The sequence below is a fragment of the Saccharopolyspora hirsuta genome (assembly GCF_008630535.1).
Taxonomy (GTDB): Bacteria; Actinomycetota; Actinomycetes; order Mycobacteriales; family Pseudonocardiaceae; genus Saccharopolyspora; species Saccharopolyspora hirsuta.
On record NZ_VWPH01000006.1, the window covers coordinates 128,891 to 148,288 of the forward strand.

Annotated in this window: 13 protein-coding genes; 7 read left to right on the forward strand and 6 right to left on the reverse strand. The window is 69.5% G+C overall.

What is annotated here, in order from left to right; genetic code table 11:
* The first annotated feature begins 10 nt into the window (after positions 1 to 10).
* Both F1721_RS13950 and F1721_RS13955 read left to right on the forward strand, forming a co-directional pair.
* The gene (locus tag F1721_RS13950) at positions 11 to 520 is read left to right on the forward strand and encodes a nuclear transport factor 2 family protein (protein WP_150067092.1); all 510 of its coding nucleotides are present in this window, start codon (positions 11 to 13) and stop codon (positions 518 to 520) included.
* 38 nt (positions 521 to 558) lie between these two features.
* On the forward strand, positions 559 to 1,686 hold the full coding sequence (locus F1721_RS13955; RefSeq protein ID WP_150067093.1) for a putative sodium/potassium/calcium exchanger: 1,128 nt from the start codon (positions 559 to 561) through the stop codon (positions 1,684 to 1,686).
* A 546-nt stretch (positions 1,687 to 2,232) separates the two neighbouring features.
* Here F1721_RS13955 and F1721_RS13960 read toward each other — a convergent pair.
* A complete protein-coding gene (locus F1721_RS13960; RefSeq protein ID WP_150067094.1) occupies positions 2,233 to 5,361 on the reverse strand; it encodes a CHAT domain-containing protein in 3,129 nt (1,042 codons plus the stop codon).
* A gap of 996 nt (positions 5,362 to 6,357) precedes the next feature.
* On the opposite strand from F1721_RS13960, the gene rpoB reads away from it, so the two are divergent.
* The 4 genes from rpoB (at position 6,358) to F1721_RS13980 (ending at position 15,025) form a co-directional block, all read left to right on the forward strand.
* Positions 6,358 to 9,852, forward strand: coding sequence for a DNA-directed RNA polymerase subunit beta (rpoB, locus tag F1721_RS13965; protein WP_150067095.1), 3,495 nt, complete (start codon positions 6,358 to 6,360; stop codon positions 9,850 to 9,852).
* 107 nt (positions 9,853 to 9,959) lie between these two features.
* Positions 9,960 to 13,871, forward strand: a complete 3,912-nt coding sequence (locus F1721_RS13970; RefSeq protein ID WP_150067096.1) for a DNA-directed RNA polymerase subunit beta' — start codon at positions 9,960 to 9,962, stop codon at positions 13,869 to 13,871.
* Between the two features lie 192 nt (positions 13,872 to 14,063).
* Positions 14,064 to 14,501 (forward strand): hypothetical protein, encoded by a 438-nt coding sequence (locus tag F1721_RS13975; RefSeq protein ID WP_150067097.1) that lies wholly within the window; start codon positions 14,064 to 14,066, stop codon positions 14,499 to 14,501.
* Entirely contained in the window at positions 14,498 to 15,025 is a 528-nt protein-coding gene (locus tag F1721_RS13980) for a DUF3558 domain-containing protein (protein ID WP_150067098.1), read from the forward strand. The genes F1721_RS13975 and F1721_RS13980 overlap by 4 nt, the downstream gene beginning before the upstream one ends.
* Before the next feature lie 122 nt (positions 15,026 to 15,147).
* On the opposite strand, the gene F1721_RS13985 is transcribed toward F1721_RS13980, so the two are convergent.
* Together F1721_RS13985 and F1721_RS13990 are read right to left on the reverse strand one after the other, a co-directional pair.
* Positions 15,148 to 15,348, reverse strand: coding sequence for a DUF397 domain-containing protein (locus tag F1721_RS13985; protein ID WP_150067099.1), 201 nt, complete (start codon positions 15,346 to 15,348; stop codon positions 15,148 to 15,150).
* 24 nt (positions 15,349 to 15,372) lie between these two features.
* Positions 15,373 to 16,257 carry a Scr1 family TA system antitoxin-like transcriptional regulator gene (locus F1721_RS13990; RefSeq protein WP_150067100.1) on the reverse strand — a complete coding sequence of 295 codons (885 nt, stop codon included), beginning with the start codon at positions 16,255 to 16,257 and terminating at the stop codon, positions 15,373 to 15,375.
* Between the two features lie 340 nt (positions 16,258 to 16,597).
* On the opposite strand from F1721_RS13990, the gene F1721_RS13995 reads away from it, so the two are divergent.
* Positions 16,598 to 16,810: a hypothetical protein gene (locus F1721_RS13995; protein WP_150067101.1), complete on the forward strand. Its 213-nt coding sequence runs from the start codon at positions 16,598 to 16,600 to the stop codon at positions 16,808 to 16,810.
* A 43-nt stretch (positions 16,811 to 16,853) separates the two neighbouring features.
* On the opposite strand, the gene F1721_RS34425 is transcribed toward F1721_RS13995, so the two are convergent.
* The 3 genes from F1721_RS34425 to pdxR form a co-directional block, all read right to left on the reverse strand.
* Complete coding sequence (locus tag F1721_RS34425) at positions 16,854 to 17,237, reverse strand: hypothetical protein (protein ID WP_170301478.1); 384 nt, start codon at positions 17,235 to 17,237, stop codon at positions 16,854 to 16,856.
* Between the two features lie 216 nt (positions 17,238 to 17,453).
* Positions 17,454 to 17,903 carry a DUF6319 family protein gene (locus tag F1721_RS14005; RefSeq protein ID WP_150067103.1) on the reverse strand — a complete coding sequence of 150 codons (450 nt, stop codon included), beginning with the start codon at positions 17,901 to 17,903 and terminating at the stop codon, positions 17,454 to 17,456.
* Positions 17,904 to 17,996: 93 nt separating this feature from the next.
* Positions 17,997 to 19,382 (reverse strand): MocR-like pyridoxine biosynthesis transcription factor PdxR, encoded by a 1,386-nt coding sequence (gene pdxR / locus F1721_RS14010; RefSeq protein ID WP_150067104.1) that lies wholly within the window; start codon positions 19,380 to 19,382, stop codon positions 17,997 to 17,999.
* Positions 19,383 to 19,398 lie beyond the last annotated feature (16 nt).

The window sequence follows — 19,398 nt, forward strand, 5'->3', positions numbered from 1 at the left end:
GAGCCCGACAATGTCCGCTGGAACCCGACGGCGCCCGGTCGTCGCCCTGGTGCTGTTCGCGGTGAGCCTGGTCGCGTGCCTGGTCACCGGGGTCTCCTGGGCGCTGGCCGCGAACGACTCCTCGATCGCCTACGCGGAGGTCCGCGACGAAGCGCTGCGCGACGGGCAGAACGCGATCATCAACTTCAACACCCTGGACTACCGGGACGTGGAGCGCGGCCTGCAGAACTGGGAGAACAACTCGACCGGCCCGCTGCGCGACGAGATCCGCCAGGGCCGCAAGGACTACGCGACCCAGATCGAGCAGAAGCGCAGCACCACCACGGCCCGCGTCCTCGACTCGGGAATCGTGGAGCTCGACGAGCGCGCCGGGAAGGCGCGCATGATCGCGGTCCTCCAGGTCACGGTCGCCGTGGAGGGGCAGCCACCGGCCACCAAGCAGGACCGCTACCAGGCGGAGCTGACCCGCGAAGGCGACACCTGGAAGCTCAGCGCCCTCGGCCTGGTGCCGGTGGGCTGACCACCGGCCCGCGCAAGCAACACGAGGAGTCACCCCCAGTGCCAACGAACCGCCGCCCCAACAAGCAACCAACCCGCCGCCCCAAGGTGGCAGGCCTCCGCAAGCGCCAGACCCGCAACGAGGAACTCCTCACCGAGGCCCGCTCGGCGGACCCCGCCGACGCCGCGGAGCGGCCGGAGGTCGGCCGGGCTGCGGCGGAGCAGCCGGAGGCTGCGGAGTCGGGACGGTCGGAGGCTGCGGACCGGACCGGCGGAGTTGTGGCGGAGCCGGAGGTCGGCCGCGCTGAGGAGGCTGAGCCGGAACTGGGCGGCGAAGCCGTGGCGGAGCGCGAGGGCGGAGCTGCGGCGGAGAATCCGGGAACTGCGGAGGCGAAGCCGGAACGGGCCAGCAAGGCGGCGGAGCCGGAGCAAGGTGGCGAAGCCTCGGCGGAGCGGACCGAGGAAGCTGCGGAGCCCGAGCGGGCTGGGCTGACCGGTGGTGCGCGCGAGGACGCTGGCGGAGCTGGCGGCGCGGCGGACGGCGGAACCTCGGAGCGCAGTGGAGCGGCGAAGTCCGCGGAACGCAGCGAAGCTGACGGGCTCCCGGAGCGCGGCGAAGCCGCGGTGACGGAGCCGGAGAGCGCGGAGCGCAGCGGAGCGGCCGGGGAGGCGGAAGCCGACACGGGCAAGCGGGGACCGGCGTGGACGCTGTGGGCGGCGACGGTGGTGCTGGCCGCGCTGGCGGTGTGGTTCGGCTTCGAGGCCTACGCAGCCCGCTACACCGGTCCCGCCGCGAACGAGGCGCTGGTCTCCGCGGGGGAGACCAGCGAGGTCAGCGGCCAGGTCTCCGACGCGGTGGAGAAGCTGTTCTCCTACGACTTCAACGACACGGCCAAGACCGAGGAAGCGGCCCGGAACCTGCTGACCGGTGACGCGGTCCAGCGCTACGAGGAGCTGTTCGCGGTGGTCAAGGACCAAGCCCCGCAACAGCAGCTGATCGTCACCACCACGGTCAAGGAGCGCTCGGTGACCCGCCTCCAGGGCAACCGAGCGGAACTCCTCCTCTTCGTCGACCAGCACGCGAGGCGAGCCAACGCCCCCGGCGAGAACGCGGGCCCGGCCCAGATCTCGGTGAGCGCGGAAAAGCAGGGCGAAACCTGGAAGATCACCCAGATAACCCTCCGCTGACCCACCGACCTACCCAAAACCCGCAAAACACCCGAACCCCAACACCCACGACGGCCACCCACCGAACAAGCACGACGCCCGCCCGCGAAACAGATACGACGCCAGTCCAAGGGGGACGTCCTGCGACGGTCGCCCGAGGGAAATGCCCCACGACGCCAGTCCGAGGGGGACGTCCTGCGACAGCCGTGCGAGGGGTGGTGACGTCCGCAATTTCGATTGAAATTGCCTCACGTCGCCACCGCAGGTTTCGTCGAGACGCTGGCAATTTCGATTGAAATTGCAACACCACGCAGAGCAACCCCCCACCGCTTTGAACCCAAAAGCAACCCCCCGCGCAACGTCACCCCTCCTCGCCAGGACGACCCCGGTATCACCACCGATCCCCCGGCACCCCCACCGCCCACCCGACATCACCGCAGGTCACCAAGGCTGTCCCGCACCCCCGCCCCGACTACTGCTGGCCCGGTGCTGGAACGCCTCGGCGGCGAACATCTCCGCCTTCAACATCGGCAACGCGGTCGGCCTGCTCCTGGCCTGGCTCACCGCTCACGGTCCGATGTGGACGTGGGCGGACCACCGCGAGGGCTCGTCCGGGTAGTGCGCTCGGAGCTGGCGGACGGCGTTGTGCAGGGCGTAGGCCGCGCGGTCGGTGTCGAAGTGGTCGGTGAACAGGTCCGCGTAGACGTCCGCGTGGATCGCCACCGCGCTGTCCTCGTCGACCTCCCACAGGGTGCCGATGGTGTGGGTGTAGCCCGCGAAGCCCAGCGCTCCCGGCAGGGACACCGCCGCCGCGCACGGCTCGTCCGCCGCCGTCGCGCACTGGCCGAGGTAGCAGAACTCGGCTTCGTCCAGCGACACCTGGCCCAGCTCGACCAGGCCCAGCGGGCGCTGCGGCGCTTCGCGGTCCAGCAGCATGCCCGCCGCCGGTTGCGTCGGGAACTGCGAGCTCGGCTCGCACACGTGCAGCCACGGGTGGTTCGGGATCATCCGCAGCATCTCCGCCGCGCTGGCCGTCTCCACCGCCGCGATCTCCGCGGACGGCCAGCGCTGCGCCAGGACCTGGTTCTGCCGCGGCAGCTCGCGCGCCACCAGCTCCGCCGAACCGGCCGCCACCAGCGGGGTCCCCGACTCCGGCACCGGTCGCTGGCCCGCCCGCAGCAGGCAGCCCAGGGTCGGGGTGTAGGAGGAGACCACTCTGTCCAACGTGGACTCCCCGGTGCGCGCGGTCGCCGCGTGCACCGGCAGGAACGCCGGGGCGCCGAAGGCGCTCCACCAGATCCGCGGCCACCGGGCGCCGGGCTCCGGGGTGTTCAGGTAGCCCATCCGGTCCAGGACCGGCCGGGCGATGCGGCGCCAGGTCCAGTCCAGGCCGTCGGCGAGCACGGAGTGCTGGTCCTGGTGCGCGGCCTCCAGCACCTGGGCGGCGCGCTCGGCCGCGTTCTCCGGGGTGACCTCGGGCAGCGGCACGGTCAGCACGCGGCCCGCGATGAGCACCAGCGCGTCGGAGCGGTAGCGGCTGAGGTTGATCAGCACCGCCGAGCCCTCCGGCGCGGCTTCGGCCAGCTTCGCGAACGGGGTGCGCCGCAGGTGGTCGGGCTGCACCGCGCGGGCTTCGGCCAGCAGGTCGTCCCAGGCGCGGGCCAGCCGCGCCCGGTCGTCGGACTCGGCCAGCCCCGGCTCGGCCACCGGCCGGTCCAGCAGCCGCCGCAGCCGGACCACCTCGTCGGCCAGGTCCGGGTGGGTGCGGTGCAGCTCGCCCAGCTCGCCGCCGGTGGGCAGGAAGTCCGCCAGGATCGCCGACCGCCCGTGCTCCAGCAGCTCCACCGCCAGCTCGGGCTCCCCGCTCTCCACCGCGCACGCCGCCGCGTCCGCGGCGATCAGCGCCCACCGCTGCTGCGCGGCCGGTGGCGCCACGACGCGCTTGCCCCTGGTGACCAGCGGCAACAGGTCCACGGCGCAGGTGAACGCCTCCAGCGCCTCGGACCAGCGGCTGGCCTGCGCGCAGATCCGCCCGGCCAGCGCGGCGGCCCGCAGCCGCTGGTCGGCGGGGGCGTTGTTCTGCTCCGCCGCCTCCATGAGCACCTTGCGCGCCCACCGGTAGTAGCGGCGGCGCCCGCTGCGCTGGTAGAGCGACTGCAGCGCGCGGCCCTGGTGGATCGCCACGTTCGCGCGCTCGGGGGCGTCCACCGGCATGGCGCTGAGGGCCTGCTCGAACAGCTCGATCGCCGTCTCGATGTCGCGGGTCCTGGTGGACAGCCGGAACCGGTGCGCCGAGACGATGCCCAGCTGCGTCCACGCGGTGTGCTGCGCGGCCGGACCGCTCTTGGCGGCTTCCCGCGCCAGCTCCGCCGCGCGGTCCAGGTCGACGCTGTCCCCGTTGTGCTCGAAGCGCTCGATGAGCGTCGTGATCAGCGCGTTGAGCGCCGCGCCGCGCTGCTCGGGCGCCGCTGCCTCGGTCGCCGCCTCGCCCGCGGTGACCGCGGTGTCGAGCACCTTGGCCTCGGCACCGTGCAGGAAGTGCCTGCGCAGCAAGGTCGCGTAGCCGGTGAGGGCGATGGCGCGGTGGGGGTCGTCCGCGGACATCGCGCGCACCGCCGGGGCGATCGGGCGCAGCACCCGGCGCAGCTGGCTCGCCTCGCCCGTGGCGTCGACGTGCTCGACGGTGGTGGCGGCCAGGTTCCAGATCGCGGTGCCGAGCAGCGGGTGACCGGTGTCGAGCACCCCGAGCACCCCGACCACCTCGCTGATCGCCGAGTTGAGGTCGGTCAGGTCGCCGTACTCCCGGAACCGCAGCCGCAGCGCCCGCGCCAGCTGGCACAGCGCGCTGCGCCGCGGGTCGCCGTCGGCCAGCGCCCCGGCACCCGTGCCGAGGTGCTTGATGGCCTCGTCCAGGTCGTCCGCCGAGCCGCCGCGCTCGTACCGGCGCAGCAGCGCCGCGCCGAGGTTGACCAGCAGCTCGGAGGTGGCGGCGTCGTTGGCCGGGGAGATCCGCGCGGCCTCCCGGAACACCTCGATCGACTCCTCGTCGGAGGCGGCCGAGTCGGCCAGCTGGGCGTGCAGCTTGAGGGCGTTGGCCAGCCTGATCAGCGCCATCGCGCGCCGCTGGTCGCGCCGCGGCGCCTGCTCGACGGCCTCCCGCGCGACCTGCGCGCTCTCCGCCGCGGTCGCCGCGCTCTCCGTCTTGGCAGCGAGATCGGCCAGCGCCAGCGCCAGGTTGCACTGGTAGAGGATCCGGTCGCGGTCGGTGTCGTGCGCGGCGGTGGTGGCCGACCGGTAGTAGCCGATGGCGTCCTCGAGGTCGGCCAGCTGGCCGGTGCGCAGGTGGGTCAGCTGCGCGGCGCTGCCGAGGTTGTTGAGCACGCCCGCGCGCGCCGGGTCGCTGTCGCGCAGCACGCCCGCGGTCGCGCGGAACACCTCGGTGACCCAGGGGAGCGGCTCGAAGTCGAGGGTGGTGACGATCTGGTTCATCGCCGCGATCGCGTCGGCGTAGCGCTGCTCGGCGCTGCGGCGGGGGTCCGGTGCCGGAGTCGGGGGTTCCGGTGCCGGGGGCCCGGGGGTGGCTTCCTGCTCATCGGTGAACCAGCTGGAGCGGGTACCGCCGCGACCTCCTTGCCCCCCGGTCCAACGCTGCAGCCCGCCGAACCGCTCGCTCGCGCGGCTTGCATCGTCTGTCATCGGTATTTCTCCTGTGGCTTGCTCACCGGGGCCACCGGTCGGGGAGTTCGGTGGGGCGTAACACGCTACCGGCGCGCGGGGTCGCCGAATAGCCCATGTGCATCACCTGAGATCGCTCCGGTGGGCAGTTGCGCCCTCCGGAGCAGTCCGCTGATCTCCGAACCTACTCGGCCCGCGCGACGGGGGGGTTCCGGTTGAGATCATTAATACTCACGGCTAACACGCAGTGCTCGAGTTCCGACTGCGGTGGTTGGGGCCGGTGCGTCCGTCGTGCGGCGAACCGGTGCGAGTGCCCTGGTGGGGCCGGAGCGGTGCGCGGGATCCGCCGAACGCGCCGGGTGCCGGGAACGCGGCGCTGAGTGCTCGGTCGCAAATCGGCCTCCCCGTCCGAGATCCCGAATTCGAAGATCGAATTCAGCGGTCCCGATGACCGCTGGTGCAGATGTGAGCACAAGGGGTGAGTTGCCGAGGGCGGCTTCGTCGGATTGACTCCGTTCGGCCCAGCGGCCCGGGAATGGGATGGCGGTTCCGGATGTTGAGTCGCTCGTCACCCCGACGGCGGCCGCAGCGGATCCGGCGGGGGACTGTCAAGGGCCGTTCGGAGGGGTGTCGCAGGTGTCGCGCGAAGGTGTCCGGAGGTGTCGCGGGGTGGTGCTCTGACCTGCCGAAAGACCGCTCCCGGTGGTCACGACCGGTGATCGTGTTTTGCGCCACGAGGGTGATCGGAGCGTGATCTCTTGACTGGCGGCGCGCTGGGGTTCACTCTGGTGCTCGACGCGGGGCTGGGCCGCCATCGGTGGGCCCCCTCGACAGCTGGCGAGGTTCCGGCTAGACTGCTACTTTGCGCTGCCCTCTTTCCGTCTACTCGTGCACCGGGTCGTAGGATTGCGGGCGCCACTTGCACCCTTGACAGCTGTGTTAGCGGACTGTGCGTTTAGCTGACGCGCGCTTTGATGACGCGGCTGTAGCCAGTTCAGAGTCCCGGAAGGACGCATCTTGGCAGTCTCCCGCGCGACCAAGGTCTCTGCAGCTTCCAACTACACGTCGGGGATCCCTGGGGCACCCAAGCGGGTCTCGTTCGCGAACATCCGCGAGCCGTTGAACGTGCCGAACCTGCTAGACCTGCAGATCCAGTCCTTCGAATGGCTTGTCGGTAACGAAGCCTGGTTCCAGCGCCGGGTCGACGCCGGCGAGGAAGTTCCGGTTGGTGGTCTCGAGGAGGTCCTCGGCGAGATCTCCCCGATCGAAGACTTCTCCGGATCGATGTCGCTGTCCTTCTCCGACCCACGCTTCGACGAGGTCAAGGCCTCCGTCGAGGAGTGCAAGGACAAGGACATGACCTACGCCGCGCCGCTGTTCGTCACCGCGGAGTTCACCAACCACACCACCGGCGAGATCAAGAGCCAGACGGTGTTCATGGGTGACTTCCCGATGATGACGGACAAGGGCACCTTCATCATCAACGGCACCGAGCGGGTCGTGGTCTCCCAGCTCGTCCGGTCCCCCGGTGTCTACTTCGACCAGTCGGTCGACAAGACCACCGACAAGGACGTCTTCAGCGTCAAGATCATCCCCAGCCGCGGTGCGTGGCTGGAGTTCGACGTCGACAAGCGCGACACCGTCGGCGTCCGCATCGACCGCAAGCGCCGCCAGCCGGTCACCGTGCTGCTGAAGGCGCTGGGCTGGTCGGCCGAGGCGATCCGCGAGCGGTTCGGCTTCTCCGAGACCCTGATGGCCACCCTGGAGAAGGACCACACCGCAGGCACCGACGAGGCCCTGCTCGACATCTACCGCAAGCTGCGTCCGGGCGAGCCGCCGACCAAGGAGAGCGCGCAGACCCTCCTGGAGAACCTGTTCTTCAAGGAGAAGCGCTACGACCTGGCGCGCGTCGGCCGCTACAAGGTCAACAAGAAGCTCGGCCTGGGCATGCCGTACGAGACCGGCGTGCTGACCGAGGAAGACATCGTCACCACGATCGAGTACCTGGTCCGCCTGCACGCCGGCGAGACCGAGATGCCCGCTCGCGGTGAGGGCGAGGGCGCCACCGTGCCGGTCGAGGTCGACGACATCGACCACTTCGGCAACCGGCGCCTGCGCACCGTGGGCGAGCTGATCCAGAACCAGGTCCGGGTCGGCCTGTCCCGCATGGAGCGCGTCGTCCGCGAGCGGATGACCACCCAGGACGTCGAGGCGATCACCCCGCAGACCCTGATCAACATCCGCCCGATCACGGCGGCGATCCGGGAGTTCTTCGGCACCTCGCAGCTGTCCCAGTTCATGGACCAGACCAACCCGATCGCGGGCCTGACGCACAAGCGCCGCCTGTCCGCGCTCGGCCCGGGCGGTCTGTCCCGCGAGCGCGCGGGCATGGAAGTCCGCGACGTGCACCCCTCGCACTACGGCCGGATGTGCCCGATCGAGACGCCGGAAGGCCCGAACATCGGTCTGATCGGCTCGCTGGCTACCTTCGCCCGCGTCAACCCGTTCGGCTTCATCGAGACGCCGTACCGCAAGGTCGTCGACGGCCGGGTCACCGACCAGATCGACTACCTGACCGCCGACGAGGAGGACCGCTTCGTCAAGGCGCAGGCCAACGCGCCGATCGACGACGACGGCAACTTCCTCGACGACCGCGTGCTGGGTCGCCGGAAGGGCGGCGAGGTCGAGCTGCTGGCGCCGACCGAGATCGACTACATGGACGTCTCGCCGCGGCAGATGGTCTCCGCCGCGACCGCGATGATCCCGTTCCTCGAGCACGACGACGCCAACCGCGCCCTGATGGGTGCGAACATGCAGCGCCAGGCGGTGCCGCTGCTGCGCAGCGAGGCCCCGCTGGTCGGCACCGGCATGGAGCTGCGCGCCGCGGTCGACGCCGGTGACGTGATCACCGCCGAGAAGGCCGGTGTGGTCGAGGAGCTGTGCGCCGACTACGTCACGATCATGGCCGACGACGGCACCCGCCGCTCGTACAAGATGCAGAAGTTCTCGCGGTCCAACCACGGCACCTGCATCAACCAGAAGCCGATCGTGAACGAGGGCGACCGCATCGAGGCCGGTCAGGTCATCGCGGACGGCCCGTGCACCCAGAACGGCGAGATGGCGCTGGGCAAGAACCTGCTCGTCGCGATCATGCCGTGGGAGGGGCACAACTACGAGGACGCGATCATCCTGTCCCAGCGCCTGGTGCAGGACGACGTGCTCACCTCGATCCACATCGAGGAGCACGAGGTCGACGCCCGCGACACCAAGCTCGGCGCCGAGGAGATCACCCGGGACATCCCGAACGTCTCCGACGACGTGCTGGCCGACCTCGACGAGCGCGGCATCATCCGCATCGGCGCCGAGGTCCAGGGCGGCGACATCCTGGTCGGCAAGGTCACGCCGAAGGGCGAGACCGAGCTGACCCCGGAGGAGCGGCTGCTGCGCGCGATCTTCGGCGAGAAGGCCCGCGAGGTCCGCGACACCTCGCTGAAGGTGCCGCACGGCGAGACCGGCAAGGTCATCGGCGTCCGCGTGTTCAACCGCGAGGACGACGACGAGCTGCCCCCGGGCGTCAACCAGCTGGTGCGGGTCTACGTCGCGCAGAAGCGCAAGATCCAGGACGGCGACAAGCTCGCCGGCCGCCACGGCAACAAGGGCGTCATCGGCAAGATCCTGCCCGCCGAGGACATGCCGTTCCTGTCCGACGGCACCCCGGTCGACATCATCCTGAACACCCACGGCGTGCCGCGACGGATGAACATCGGCCAGGTGCTGGAGACGCACCTCGGCTGGATCGCCTCCCAGGGCTGGTCCATCGACGGCGACGCCGAGTGGGCCAAGCGCCTGCCGGAGGAGCTCTACGACGTCGAGCCGGGCACCAACACCGCCAGCCCCGTCTTCGACGGTGCGCGGGAGGAGGAGATCACCGGTCTGCTGGCCTCCACGAAGCCGAACCGCGACGGTGAGCGCATGGTCGGCGGCGACGGCAAGGCCCAGCTGTTCGACGGGCGCAGCGGCGAGCCGTACCCGTACCCGACCGCGGTCGGCTACATGTACATCCTGAAGCTGTCGCACCTGGTGGACGACAAGATCCACGCCCGGTCGACCGGTCCGTACTCGATGATCACCCAGCAGCCGCTGGGCGGTAAGGCCCAGTTCGGCGGCCAGCGCTTCGGTGAGATGGAGTGCTGGGCCATGCAGGCCTACGGCGCCGCCTACACGCTGCAGGAACTGCTCACCATCAAGTCCGACGACGTGGTGGGCCGCGTCAAGGTCTACGAAGCGATCGTCAAGGGCGAGAACATCCCCGAGCCGGGCATCCCGGAGTCCTTCAAGGTGTTGCTGAAGGAGCTCCAGTCGCTGTGCCTGAACGTCGAGGTGCTCTCCAGCGACGGTGCGGCGATCGAGATGCGCGACAGCGAGGACGAGGACCTGGAGCGCGCTGCTGCCAACCTCGGCATCAACCTGTCCCGCAACGAGTCGCCGTCGGTCGACGACATCGCGCACTGACCCTCGCCGCCGGTCCGCGGGACCTGATCCCGCGGACCGGCGACCGACCCAACCTGGCACCCTGCCGCCGCGCGGCAGAACCTCTCGACCAAGGGAGAAGACCCGACGTGCTTGACGTCAACTTCTTCGATGAACTCCGCATCGGCCTGGCCACGGCCGACGACATCCGCCAGTGGTCGTACGGCGAGGTCAAGAAGCCCGAGACCATCAACTACCGCACCCTGAAGCCGGAGAAGGACGGGCTCTTCTGCGAGAAGATCTTCGGTCCGACCCGGGACTGGGAGTGCTACTGCGGCAAGTACAAGCGGGTCCGCTTCAAGGGCATCATCTGCGAGCGCTGCGGTGTTGAGGTCACCCGCGCCAAGGTGCGCCGCGAGCGGATGGGCCACATCGAGCTGGCCGCCGCCGTCACCCACATCTGGTACTTCAAGGGCGTCCCGTCCCGGCTGGGCTACCTGCTCGACCTGGCCCCCAAGGACCTCGAGAAGATCATCTACTTCGCGGCGTACGTGATCACCGGGGTGAACACCGAGCTGCGGCACAACGACCTGTCCACGCTCGAGAGCGAGATCAGCGTCGAGCGCAAGCGGATCGCCGACCAGCGCGACGCCGACCTCGAGGCGCGGGCCCAGAAGCTCGAGGCCGACCTGGCCGCGCTCGAGGCCGAGGGCGCCAAGAGCGACCAGCGCCGCAAGGTCAAGGAAGGCGCCGAGCGCGAGATGAAGCAGCTGCGCGACCGCGCGCAGCGCGAGCTCGACAAGCTCGACGAGATCTGGGAGACCTTCACCAAGCTGGAGCCCCGCCAGCTCATCGCCGACGAGGTCCTGTACCGCGAGCTCTACGACCGGTACGGCGAGTACTTCACCGGCGGCATGGGCGCCGAGGCCATCCAGGCGCTGCTGGCCAACTTCGACATCAACGCCGAAGCCGAGCAGCTGCGCGAGACCATCCGCAGCGGCAAGGGCCAGAAGAAGCTGCGCGCCCTCAAGCGGCTCAAGGTCGTGGCGGCCTTCCAGGCCACCGGCAACGACCCGAGCGGCATGGTGCTCAACTGCGTGCCGGTCATCCCGCCGGACCTGCGTCCGATGGTGCAGCTGGACGGTGGCCGCTTCGCCACCTCCGACCTCAACGACCTGTACCGCCGGGTGATCAACCGGAACAACCGCCTCAAGCGGCTGATCGACCTCGGCGCGCCCGAGATCATCGTCAACAACGAGAAGCGGATGCTCCAGGAGTCCGTGGACGCGCTGTTCGACAACGGCCGTCGCGGGCGTCCGGTCACCGGCCCGGGCAACCGGCCGCTGAAGTCGCTGTCCGACCTGCTCAAGGGCAAGCAGGGCCGCTTCCGCCAGAACCTGCTGGGCAAGCGCGTCGACTACTCGGGCCGTTCGGTCATCGTGGTCGGCCCGCAGCTGAAGCTGCACCAGTGCGGTCTGCCGAAGGAGATGGCGGTCGAGCTGTTCAAGCCGTTCGTCATGAAGCGGCTGGTCGACCTCAACCACGCGCAGAACATCAAGTCCGCCAAGCGGATGGTGGAGCGCCAGCGCCCGCAGGTGTGGGACGTGCTGGAAGAGGTCATCGCCGAGCACCCGGTGCTGCTCAACCGTGCTCCCACGCTGCACCGCCTCGGCATCCAGGCCTTCGAGCCGCAGCTGGTCGAGGGCAAGGCCATCCAGCTGCACCCGCTGGTCTGCGAGGCGTTCAACGCGGACTTCGACGGTGACCAGATGGCGGTGCACCTGCCGCTGTCGGCCGAGGCCCAGGCCGAGGCCCGGATCCTGATGCTGTCCAGCAACAACATCCTGTCCCCGGCGTCCGGTCGCCCGCTGGCGATGCCGCGCCTGGACATGGTGACCGGCCTGTACCACCTGACCAAGCAGGTGGACGGGGCCAAGGGCGAGGGCCTGGCGTTCTCCTCGGTCGGCGAGGCGATCATGGCCTTCGACCGCGGTGCGCTGGACCTGCAGGCCAAGGTCAAGATCCGGCTCCGCGACGTGGTGCCGCCGCGCGACAACACCCCGGAGGGCTGGGAGCCCGGTCAGCCGTGGCTGGCCGAGACCACCCTGGGCCGGGTGTGGTTCAACGAGCTGCTGCCGGAGGACTACCCGTTCGTCGACGACCTGCTGCCGAAGAAGAAGCAGGCCGCGATCGTCAACGACCTCGCCGAGCGGTACCCGATGGTCACCGTGGCCCAGACGCTGGACAAGCTGAAGGACGCCGGTTTCCACTGGGCGACCCGCTCGGGCGTGACCGTGTCGATCTCCGACGTGGTCGTGCCGCCGAACAAGACCGAGATCCTGGACGCCTACGAGGCCAAGGCCGACCAGGTCGAGAAGCGGTACCGCCGCGGTGCGCTGTCCTACCAGGAGCGCAACGCCGAGCTGGTCAAGGTCTGGACGGCCGCCAAGGACGAGGTCGCCGAGGCCATGGAGGCGAACTTCCCGGAGGACAACTCGATCAGCACGATCGTGAAGTCCGGGGCCGCCGGTAACATGACCCAGGTCGTCCAGCTGGCCGGTATGCGCGGTCTGGTGTCGAACCCGAAGGGTGAGTACATCCCGCGCCCGATCAAGGCGAACTTCCGCGAGGGCCTGTCCGTGCTGGAGTACTTCATCTCCAACCACGGTGCCCGCAAGGGTCTCGCCGACACGGCGCTGCGCACCGCCGACTCGGGTTACCTGACCCGTCGTCTGGTGGACGTCTCGCAGGACGTCATCGTCCGCGAGACCGACTGCGGCACCGAGCGCGGCATCAAGATGCCGGTCGCGGAGCGGCTGCCGGACGGCAAGCTGCTGCGCGACGCGCACGTCGAGACCAGCGTCTACGCCCGCACCACGGCCGAGGACGTCACGGACTCGGACGGCAACATCGTGCTGGCCCGCGGTTCGGACCTGGGCGACCCGGCGATCGAGAAGCTGCTCGCCGCCGGTGTCACCAAGGTCAAGGTCCGCAGCGTCCTGACCTGTGAGTCCGGCGTCGGCGTCTGCGCGGTCTGCTACGGCCGCTCGATGGCCACCGGCAAGCTGGTGGACGTCGGCGAGGCCGTCGGCATCGTCGCCGCCCAGTCGATCGGTGAGCCGGGTACGCAGCTGACGATGCGTACCTTCCACCAGGGCGGTGTCGCCGGTGACGACATCACCACCGGTCTGCCGCGCGTCCAGGAGCTGTTCGAGGCCCGCGTCCCGAAGGGCAAGGCGCCGATCGCCGACACCTCGGGCCGCATCCGGCTGGAGGACAACGACCGCTACTGGAAGATCACCATCATTCCGGACGACGGCGGTGAGGAGATCGTCTACGACAAGCTGTCCAAGCGGCAGCGGCTCGCGGCGATCTCGGTGGACGGCAGCGAGCGGCAGATCTCCGACGGCGACCACGTCGAGGTCGGTCAGCAGCTGCTCGAAGGTGCCGTCGACCCGCACGAGGTGCTGCGCGTGATGGGCCCGCGCGAGGCCCAGCTGCACCTGGTGCGCGAGGTGCAGGAGGTGTACCGGTCGCAGGGTGTGGGCATCCACGACAAGCACGTCGAGGTCATCGTCCGCCAGATGCTGCGCCGGGTCATCATCATCGACTCGGGTGCCACCGAGTTCCTGCCCGGTTCGCCGGTGGAGCGCTCGCAGTTCGAGGCGGAGAACCGCCGCGTCGTGGCCGAGGGCGGCGACCCGGCGTCCGGCCGTCCGGTGCTGATGGGCATCACCAAGGCGTCGCTGGCCACCGAGTCGTGGCTGTCGGCGGCCTCCTTCCAGGAGACGACCCGCATCCTCACCAACGCCGCGATCGAGGGCGCGAGCGACAAGCTGGTCGGCCTGAAGGAGAACGTGATCATCGGTAAGTTGATCCCGGCCGGTACGGGCATCAACCGGTACCGCAACATCCAGGTGCAGCCGACGGAGGAGGCGCGGGCCGCGGCGTACGCGATCCCGTCCTACGACGACAGCTACTACACCCCGGATGTCTTCGGCGCCGGAACCGGTGCGGCCGTCCCGCTGGACGACTACGACTTCGGGCGCGACTACCGCTGACCCGCAGTTGACCCGAAGGGCCCCTGTCCGACTCCTCCGGACAGGGGCCCTTCCTCGTTCCGGGGTCAGCTCGGCTGAACGAGTGATCGTGCTGACGGTTACATGATTGCTCTTCGGGTTCGTCTGTGCGCAGAGCCGTGGTTCCGTAGAGTCCCCTTTCGGGTGATTGATCAGTGTCGGAGGGGGCCCGAAATGGCTGATGCGCACATGGCGGGGAGCTTGGGCGACGCGGTCGGCTTCGCGGGAGCCGGTGCGGCTCTGGGGGCGATCAGGCAGGAGAACAACCAGCTTTCCCAGCAGATATCTGCTGGGCGGCTGAGGATGAACCCAGAGTCCGCGAACAAGGCCGCAGCCGTTTACGAGCGCATGGCCGAAGACGTCGACGACCTCGTTCAGAAGGCTGATGCTCTGGTACGGGTGGAGGGTCTCGGTGACTACAACTCGGGCCAGCAGCTGGCGCAGAAGTTCGTGCTGAAAGCTAAGAACGGATCAACTGGCGCTGCGGACCTGTTGGGGCAGCTACGTGATGAGTTGCTGCGGAAGGCAGATCTGCTCCGCGAGGCGGCGAAGGACTACATTGCTACCGACGAGCAGATTGCTGAGGACTTGCAGAGGGGTAGTCAGGCGTGAACAGGTTGTCTCAAGCAGTGGTTGCTGCGTGTGCCAGCGTGGTCGTGCTGGCGCTAGCAGGCTGCGGCCCGTCGCGATCGAGCGAAGAGCCTGCTCCGGGTGCGCAGCAGCCGCAAGGGCTTGCTGCGGTCGATCCTTGCACGTTGCTGACGCCAGAAGAGCTGCAGTCGTTCGGCTTTGAGGCGCCAGGTGAGCCTGACACGGGAATCTCTTCTGAACCTGGCTGTCGCTTTAACGGCCGACCTTTTAGGGCGACGTTCTCCAAGAATCAGGAGAAGACGGTCGACTCATATGGCCGCCAAAAGGACACCTGGGCGAAGTACGACCGACTCGAAATCGACGGACGTCCAGCTGCAAGCGCAATTGCTGAAGGGTCGACTCAGGCTCGACTCTGCTCCGCGTTGTTCGACGCTGGTGGTGGGGTGATCATCATTACTGTCTCCGAGTTCCGTGACCAGGGGTTGGACGAGTGTGCTGAGGGCGTGAAGATCGCTGAGGCTATTGCTCCTCGAATGCCGAAGTAGTCGGGACTGCTGCCACTGACCCGGAGCTGACCCGAAGGCCCCTGATCCGAGCGAAGGCCACCACCTGACGACCAGAGCCCCATCCCGGACCGGAACTGGGATGGGGCTCTGCTCGTTCGGTGTCAGAGGTCGAGGTGGCCCGCCTTGACGTTGGTGAGGAAGGCGTGGAGCTGGGCCTTGGTGAAGACCAGGGCGCCCTGCTCGGGGGCCTTCGAGTCACGGACGGCGGAGACGCCGGGCAGGTTCAGCGCCAACTCGACGCACTGGCCCTGCTCGTGGCTGCGGCTCGACTTGCGCCACAGGGCGCCGTTGAGATCGGGCATTTCGAGTTTCTCCTTGCGGATGTCTCACAGGGACATCGCAAGGCTATCCACGAACTCCACGGATTCCTCCGGGGTGAGGGCCACGTTCTTGAGCCGCGCGAACACTTCGGAGTAGTGGCTGATGTCGGCTGGCCGCTCCAGCCACACCGCTCCGCGTTGGTTTTCGAGGTAGACGGCGTCCATGTCGTCGTAGCCCTCTGGGAAGCGGATCATCGAGAAGGAGCTGTTGCCGCTCGGGTACGCACCGATGCTGAACGGCACGACCTGGATGGTGATGTTGGGGCGTTCGGCGGCTTTGACGAGGTAGCGGAGCTGTTCGCGCATCACGTCGGGACCACCCACCATCCGGCGCATCGCCGCTTCGTCGTGAATGACGTGCAAGTGCGTCGGGTGGTTCGTGCGGTTGACCCGGTCTTGGCGTGCCTGCCGCAGCTCAACGGCACGTTGGATGCTGCGTTCTTCAGCATCGGGCCGGACTGCGGCGTATGCCTCGGCGTACTCCGGGATCTGCAACAGGCCGTCGACGACGGTGGTCGAGTAGTTCCACAGCTCCGCAGCGTCGGATTCCAGGCCGACGTACTTCTCGAACCAGTCGGGCATGTTGTCTGAGTACATGGCCCACCAGCCGCGCTCGTTCGACTCCTCGGCTTGGCGGACGAGGGTGTCCGAGAGCGGGGCCTCGACTCCGTAGAACTGGCAGAGCAGGCGGACGTTGCGCGGCAGGATGACCTGCTTGCCGCCCTCGATGCGGTTGATCGTGGTCACGGTCAGTCCCGCGTACTTGGCGGCGTCGGCGACCTTCTTCCCGACCTGCTCCCGCAGGGCGCGCAGTTCGCGGCCGAGTTCCCTGCGGCGCAGGTTCGGGCCCGGACCCTCGTCGTCCAGCAGGTCATCGGTCAAGTCGGCCATCGGAAATCTCCTCGCGGCGCAGTTCTGTCGTTGTGCTGAATCTTGCCCGATAAGTCTTCACATTGAAGTCGCCTGATCAGGTAATTGATCCCATGTGTACACATGGAATAGCTTGATCAGTGTGCAGCCGGAAGGTGTCGACTCTGGCGGCGCAGCCCGTCCCGCCGGTCTTGCAGGGACAGCAATTGGCGGGGCGGGCCTTCCATCCGGGCTGGTGCGGTGTTTGCCCCCGACCTCCGCCGCGCCAGCCCACCTCGGTGACCGGGCGCCAGCGCCCCCCTCCCCGCGCGCCCGGTCACCGGTCAAAGCAGAGCCGCGCGTTCAGCAGTGGAGGTTGCGCATGTCCGGTTACTTGACCTACGTCTGGCGTCCGGTCGTCGGAGGTCGCCACGCTTTTCCCATCGCAGCGATGAAATCCCCGCCGGACGCCACGGTCGATGCCTACTGCGGAGCGCAGACCGAAGCGCGGCAGCTGCACGACCGGTCCGAAGTGGACTGGATCCGCGAGCGGTCGTGCATGGAGTGCTGGCGGATCCTCGCCGCGCGGTCCTGAAGTGCTCGTGAGCGGCGATGGTCGCTCTTGCGGCCATTCGCGCTCACGAAGTCCGAGCGTTCACAACGAGAGAGGGAGCACACCTGTCGTCATGTTCTGGGTTCAGCTGAGCACTTTCGTCCTGTTCAACCTGCTCATCCTCGCCCTGCTCGCAACCCAGCCCCCGCTGGGGGGACTGCGATTCGCCGCTGGTCAGCACGCTGGCGCCGGGGACGGGGAGTACACGGTCTGGCACCTCATAGCCGACATCGAAGCGGAGAGGGCCGAAGCCCGCGGCGCCGGACAACGAAACGTCCCTGCTCGCGAACTCCCCGAAATACCCCCGCAATTCCCGCGAACCGACCCGGACCGGCCAACCGGCCGACACCACCTCCGGGCCGACCGCGAACTCCTGTGCGGCGATCCCCAGCTCCTGCTCGGCACCCACGACTAGGGCGTGGTCGTGCCAGGGGCGGAGGCGCACTTCGGGTTGCGGCTTGTGCAGCGGTGCGGGTTACCGTGGCGGCGGTCGGCTGCGGCCGATCTGGGCAGGCTGCGGCGCGGGCATGCCGTGTCGTCGAGGGGCCGACACGGCATGCCCGGCCTGCGGCCTTAGCCCGGGGCAGGCCTCTCGGCGGTGGTCACCGCCCGGGTGCTGGCTCGCTCAGCCTTCGAGCTCGGCGAGGGCCTTGCGGACCCGCTCGACCTCGGCCTCGAGCTCGGCGAGCTTGGCCTCGTGCTGCTGGCGCGCCTGGTTGATCACGCCCTCGATGGTCTCCGAGATGTCCTGGTGCAGTTCGGCCGCGGCCTTGGACACCGCGGCGGCGGCGATCGGCAGGCCCTGCACGACGCGCTTGCCCGCGTGCATCAGGTCCGCCTGCCACTCGCCGTCGGCGGTGCCGGTGACCGTCAGCGTGAGCTCGACCGTGCGGGTCTTCTTCGCGGTGCTCTGCTTGCGGGCGCGCGGCTTCTTGGGGGGCTCCTCGGCCGGTGCGGCCTCCGGCTGCGGCGCGGGAGCGGCCTGAGCCGGGGTGTCCGCGGTCGGCTCGACCGGGGACGACGCCGACTCGGGCTGGGTCGCGGCGTTCTCGGTGCTCGACTGTTCCTCGGTCAACTCTGTCTCCTGTGTCTCGCGGCGGGGAAACCAGAATAGAACAGGTGTTCCCCTGCTGTGCTGTGGACATGCCGGGCGTGTGGCCCGATCGGGTCACCGCTGCAGGACGGCGACCAGTGCTTGCAGCGCGGGGCGGAAGGCGTGCTCCGCCGGGGCGGCGTAGCCGACCACCACGCCGGGCGGACGGGCTCCCGCGCGCACCCAGTGCGGCCCGAGCACCTCAAGTTCCACCGAGTGCTCCCGCGCCCGGGTCAGGACTTCTCGCTCCGTCGGTCCCTCCGGGTCGAGCTGCAAGGTGATGTGCAGTCCGGCCGAGATCCCGGCCGGGTGCGGCCGGTGGTTCGCGCGCAGGTCGTCCAGCGCGGTGCCGAGCAGCTCCAGCCGCTTCCGGTACGCCGCGCGCGATCGGCGGACGTGCTGATCGTATGCGCCCGAGCGGATGAGCTCCGCCATGGCCAGCTGTTCGAACAGCGGCGCGTGCAGCCCGCTGTTGATCTTCAGCGCGCGGACCGGCTCGACCAGCTGCGGGGGCAGCGCCAACCACGCCAGGCGCAGCGCCGGGGCGAGCGTCTTGCTGGCCGTCCCCGCGTAGGCGACGTGGTTCGGCGCCATGCCCTGGAGCGAGCCGACGGGCTGGCGGTCGAAGCGGAACTCGCCGTCGTAGTCGTCCTCGACGACCAGCAGGTCCTCGGCCTTGGCGCGCTGCACCAGCGCCATCCGCCGCGCGGAGCTCAGCGCGACGCCGAGCGGGAACTGGTGCGCCGGGGTGACCACCACCGCCCCGCTGCGCACCTGCTCGACGTCGATGCCGTCGTCGTCGACCGGCACGCCGCGCACCGCCATGCCGAGGCTGGCCGGGATGGTCCGCAGCTGCGGCGCGGACGGGTCCTCGAAGTCGATCGAGCTCACGCCCTGGTCGTGAAGGGCCTTGCTGAGCAGCGACAACGCCTGCGTGTAGCCGTTGCAGACGATGATCCGCTCCGGTGCGGTGGCCACCGCGCGCACGCGCGCGAGGTAGTCGGCGAGGGCCTCGCGCAGCAGCGGGTGACCCTGCGGGTCGCCGTAGTCGAGGTCGTCGGCGGGGATGTTCCGCAGCGCCCGGCGGCTCGCGGCCAGCCAGTCCCGGCGCGGGAAGGCGCTGAGGTCCGGCCGCCCCGGGCGGAAGTCCCAGCGCGCGGCGGGCGGCGCCGGGGACGGCGGGGCGTCGACCGGGTCCGGCTCGGCGAGCCGCTCGGCCACCGTGGTCGGTGCGCCCTGCCGGGACAGCAGGAAGCCCTCGGTGATCAGCTGGTCGTAGGCTCGGGTCACGGTGCCGCGCGCGACACCGAGCTCCTGCGCGAGGGCGCGGGTGGACGGCACCCGGGAACCGGCGGGCAGGCGTCCGTCGCGGATCGCGGTGCGCAGCGCCTCGGCCAACCCGCGGCTGTCCGGGCGTCCCCGGGCCAAGCCCAGGTCAGCAGGGGCCCATCCAACCGTCACGCCCTCCGACCCTAGA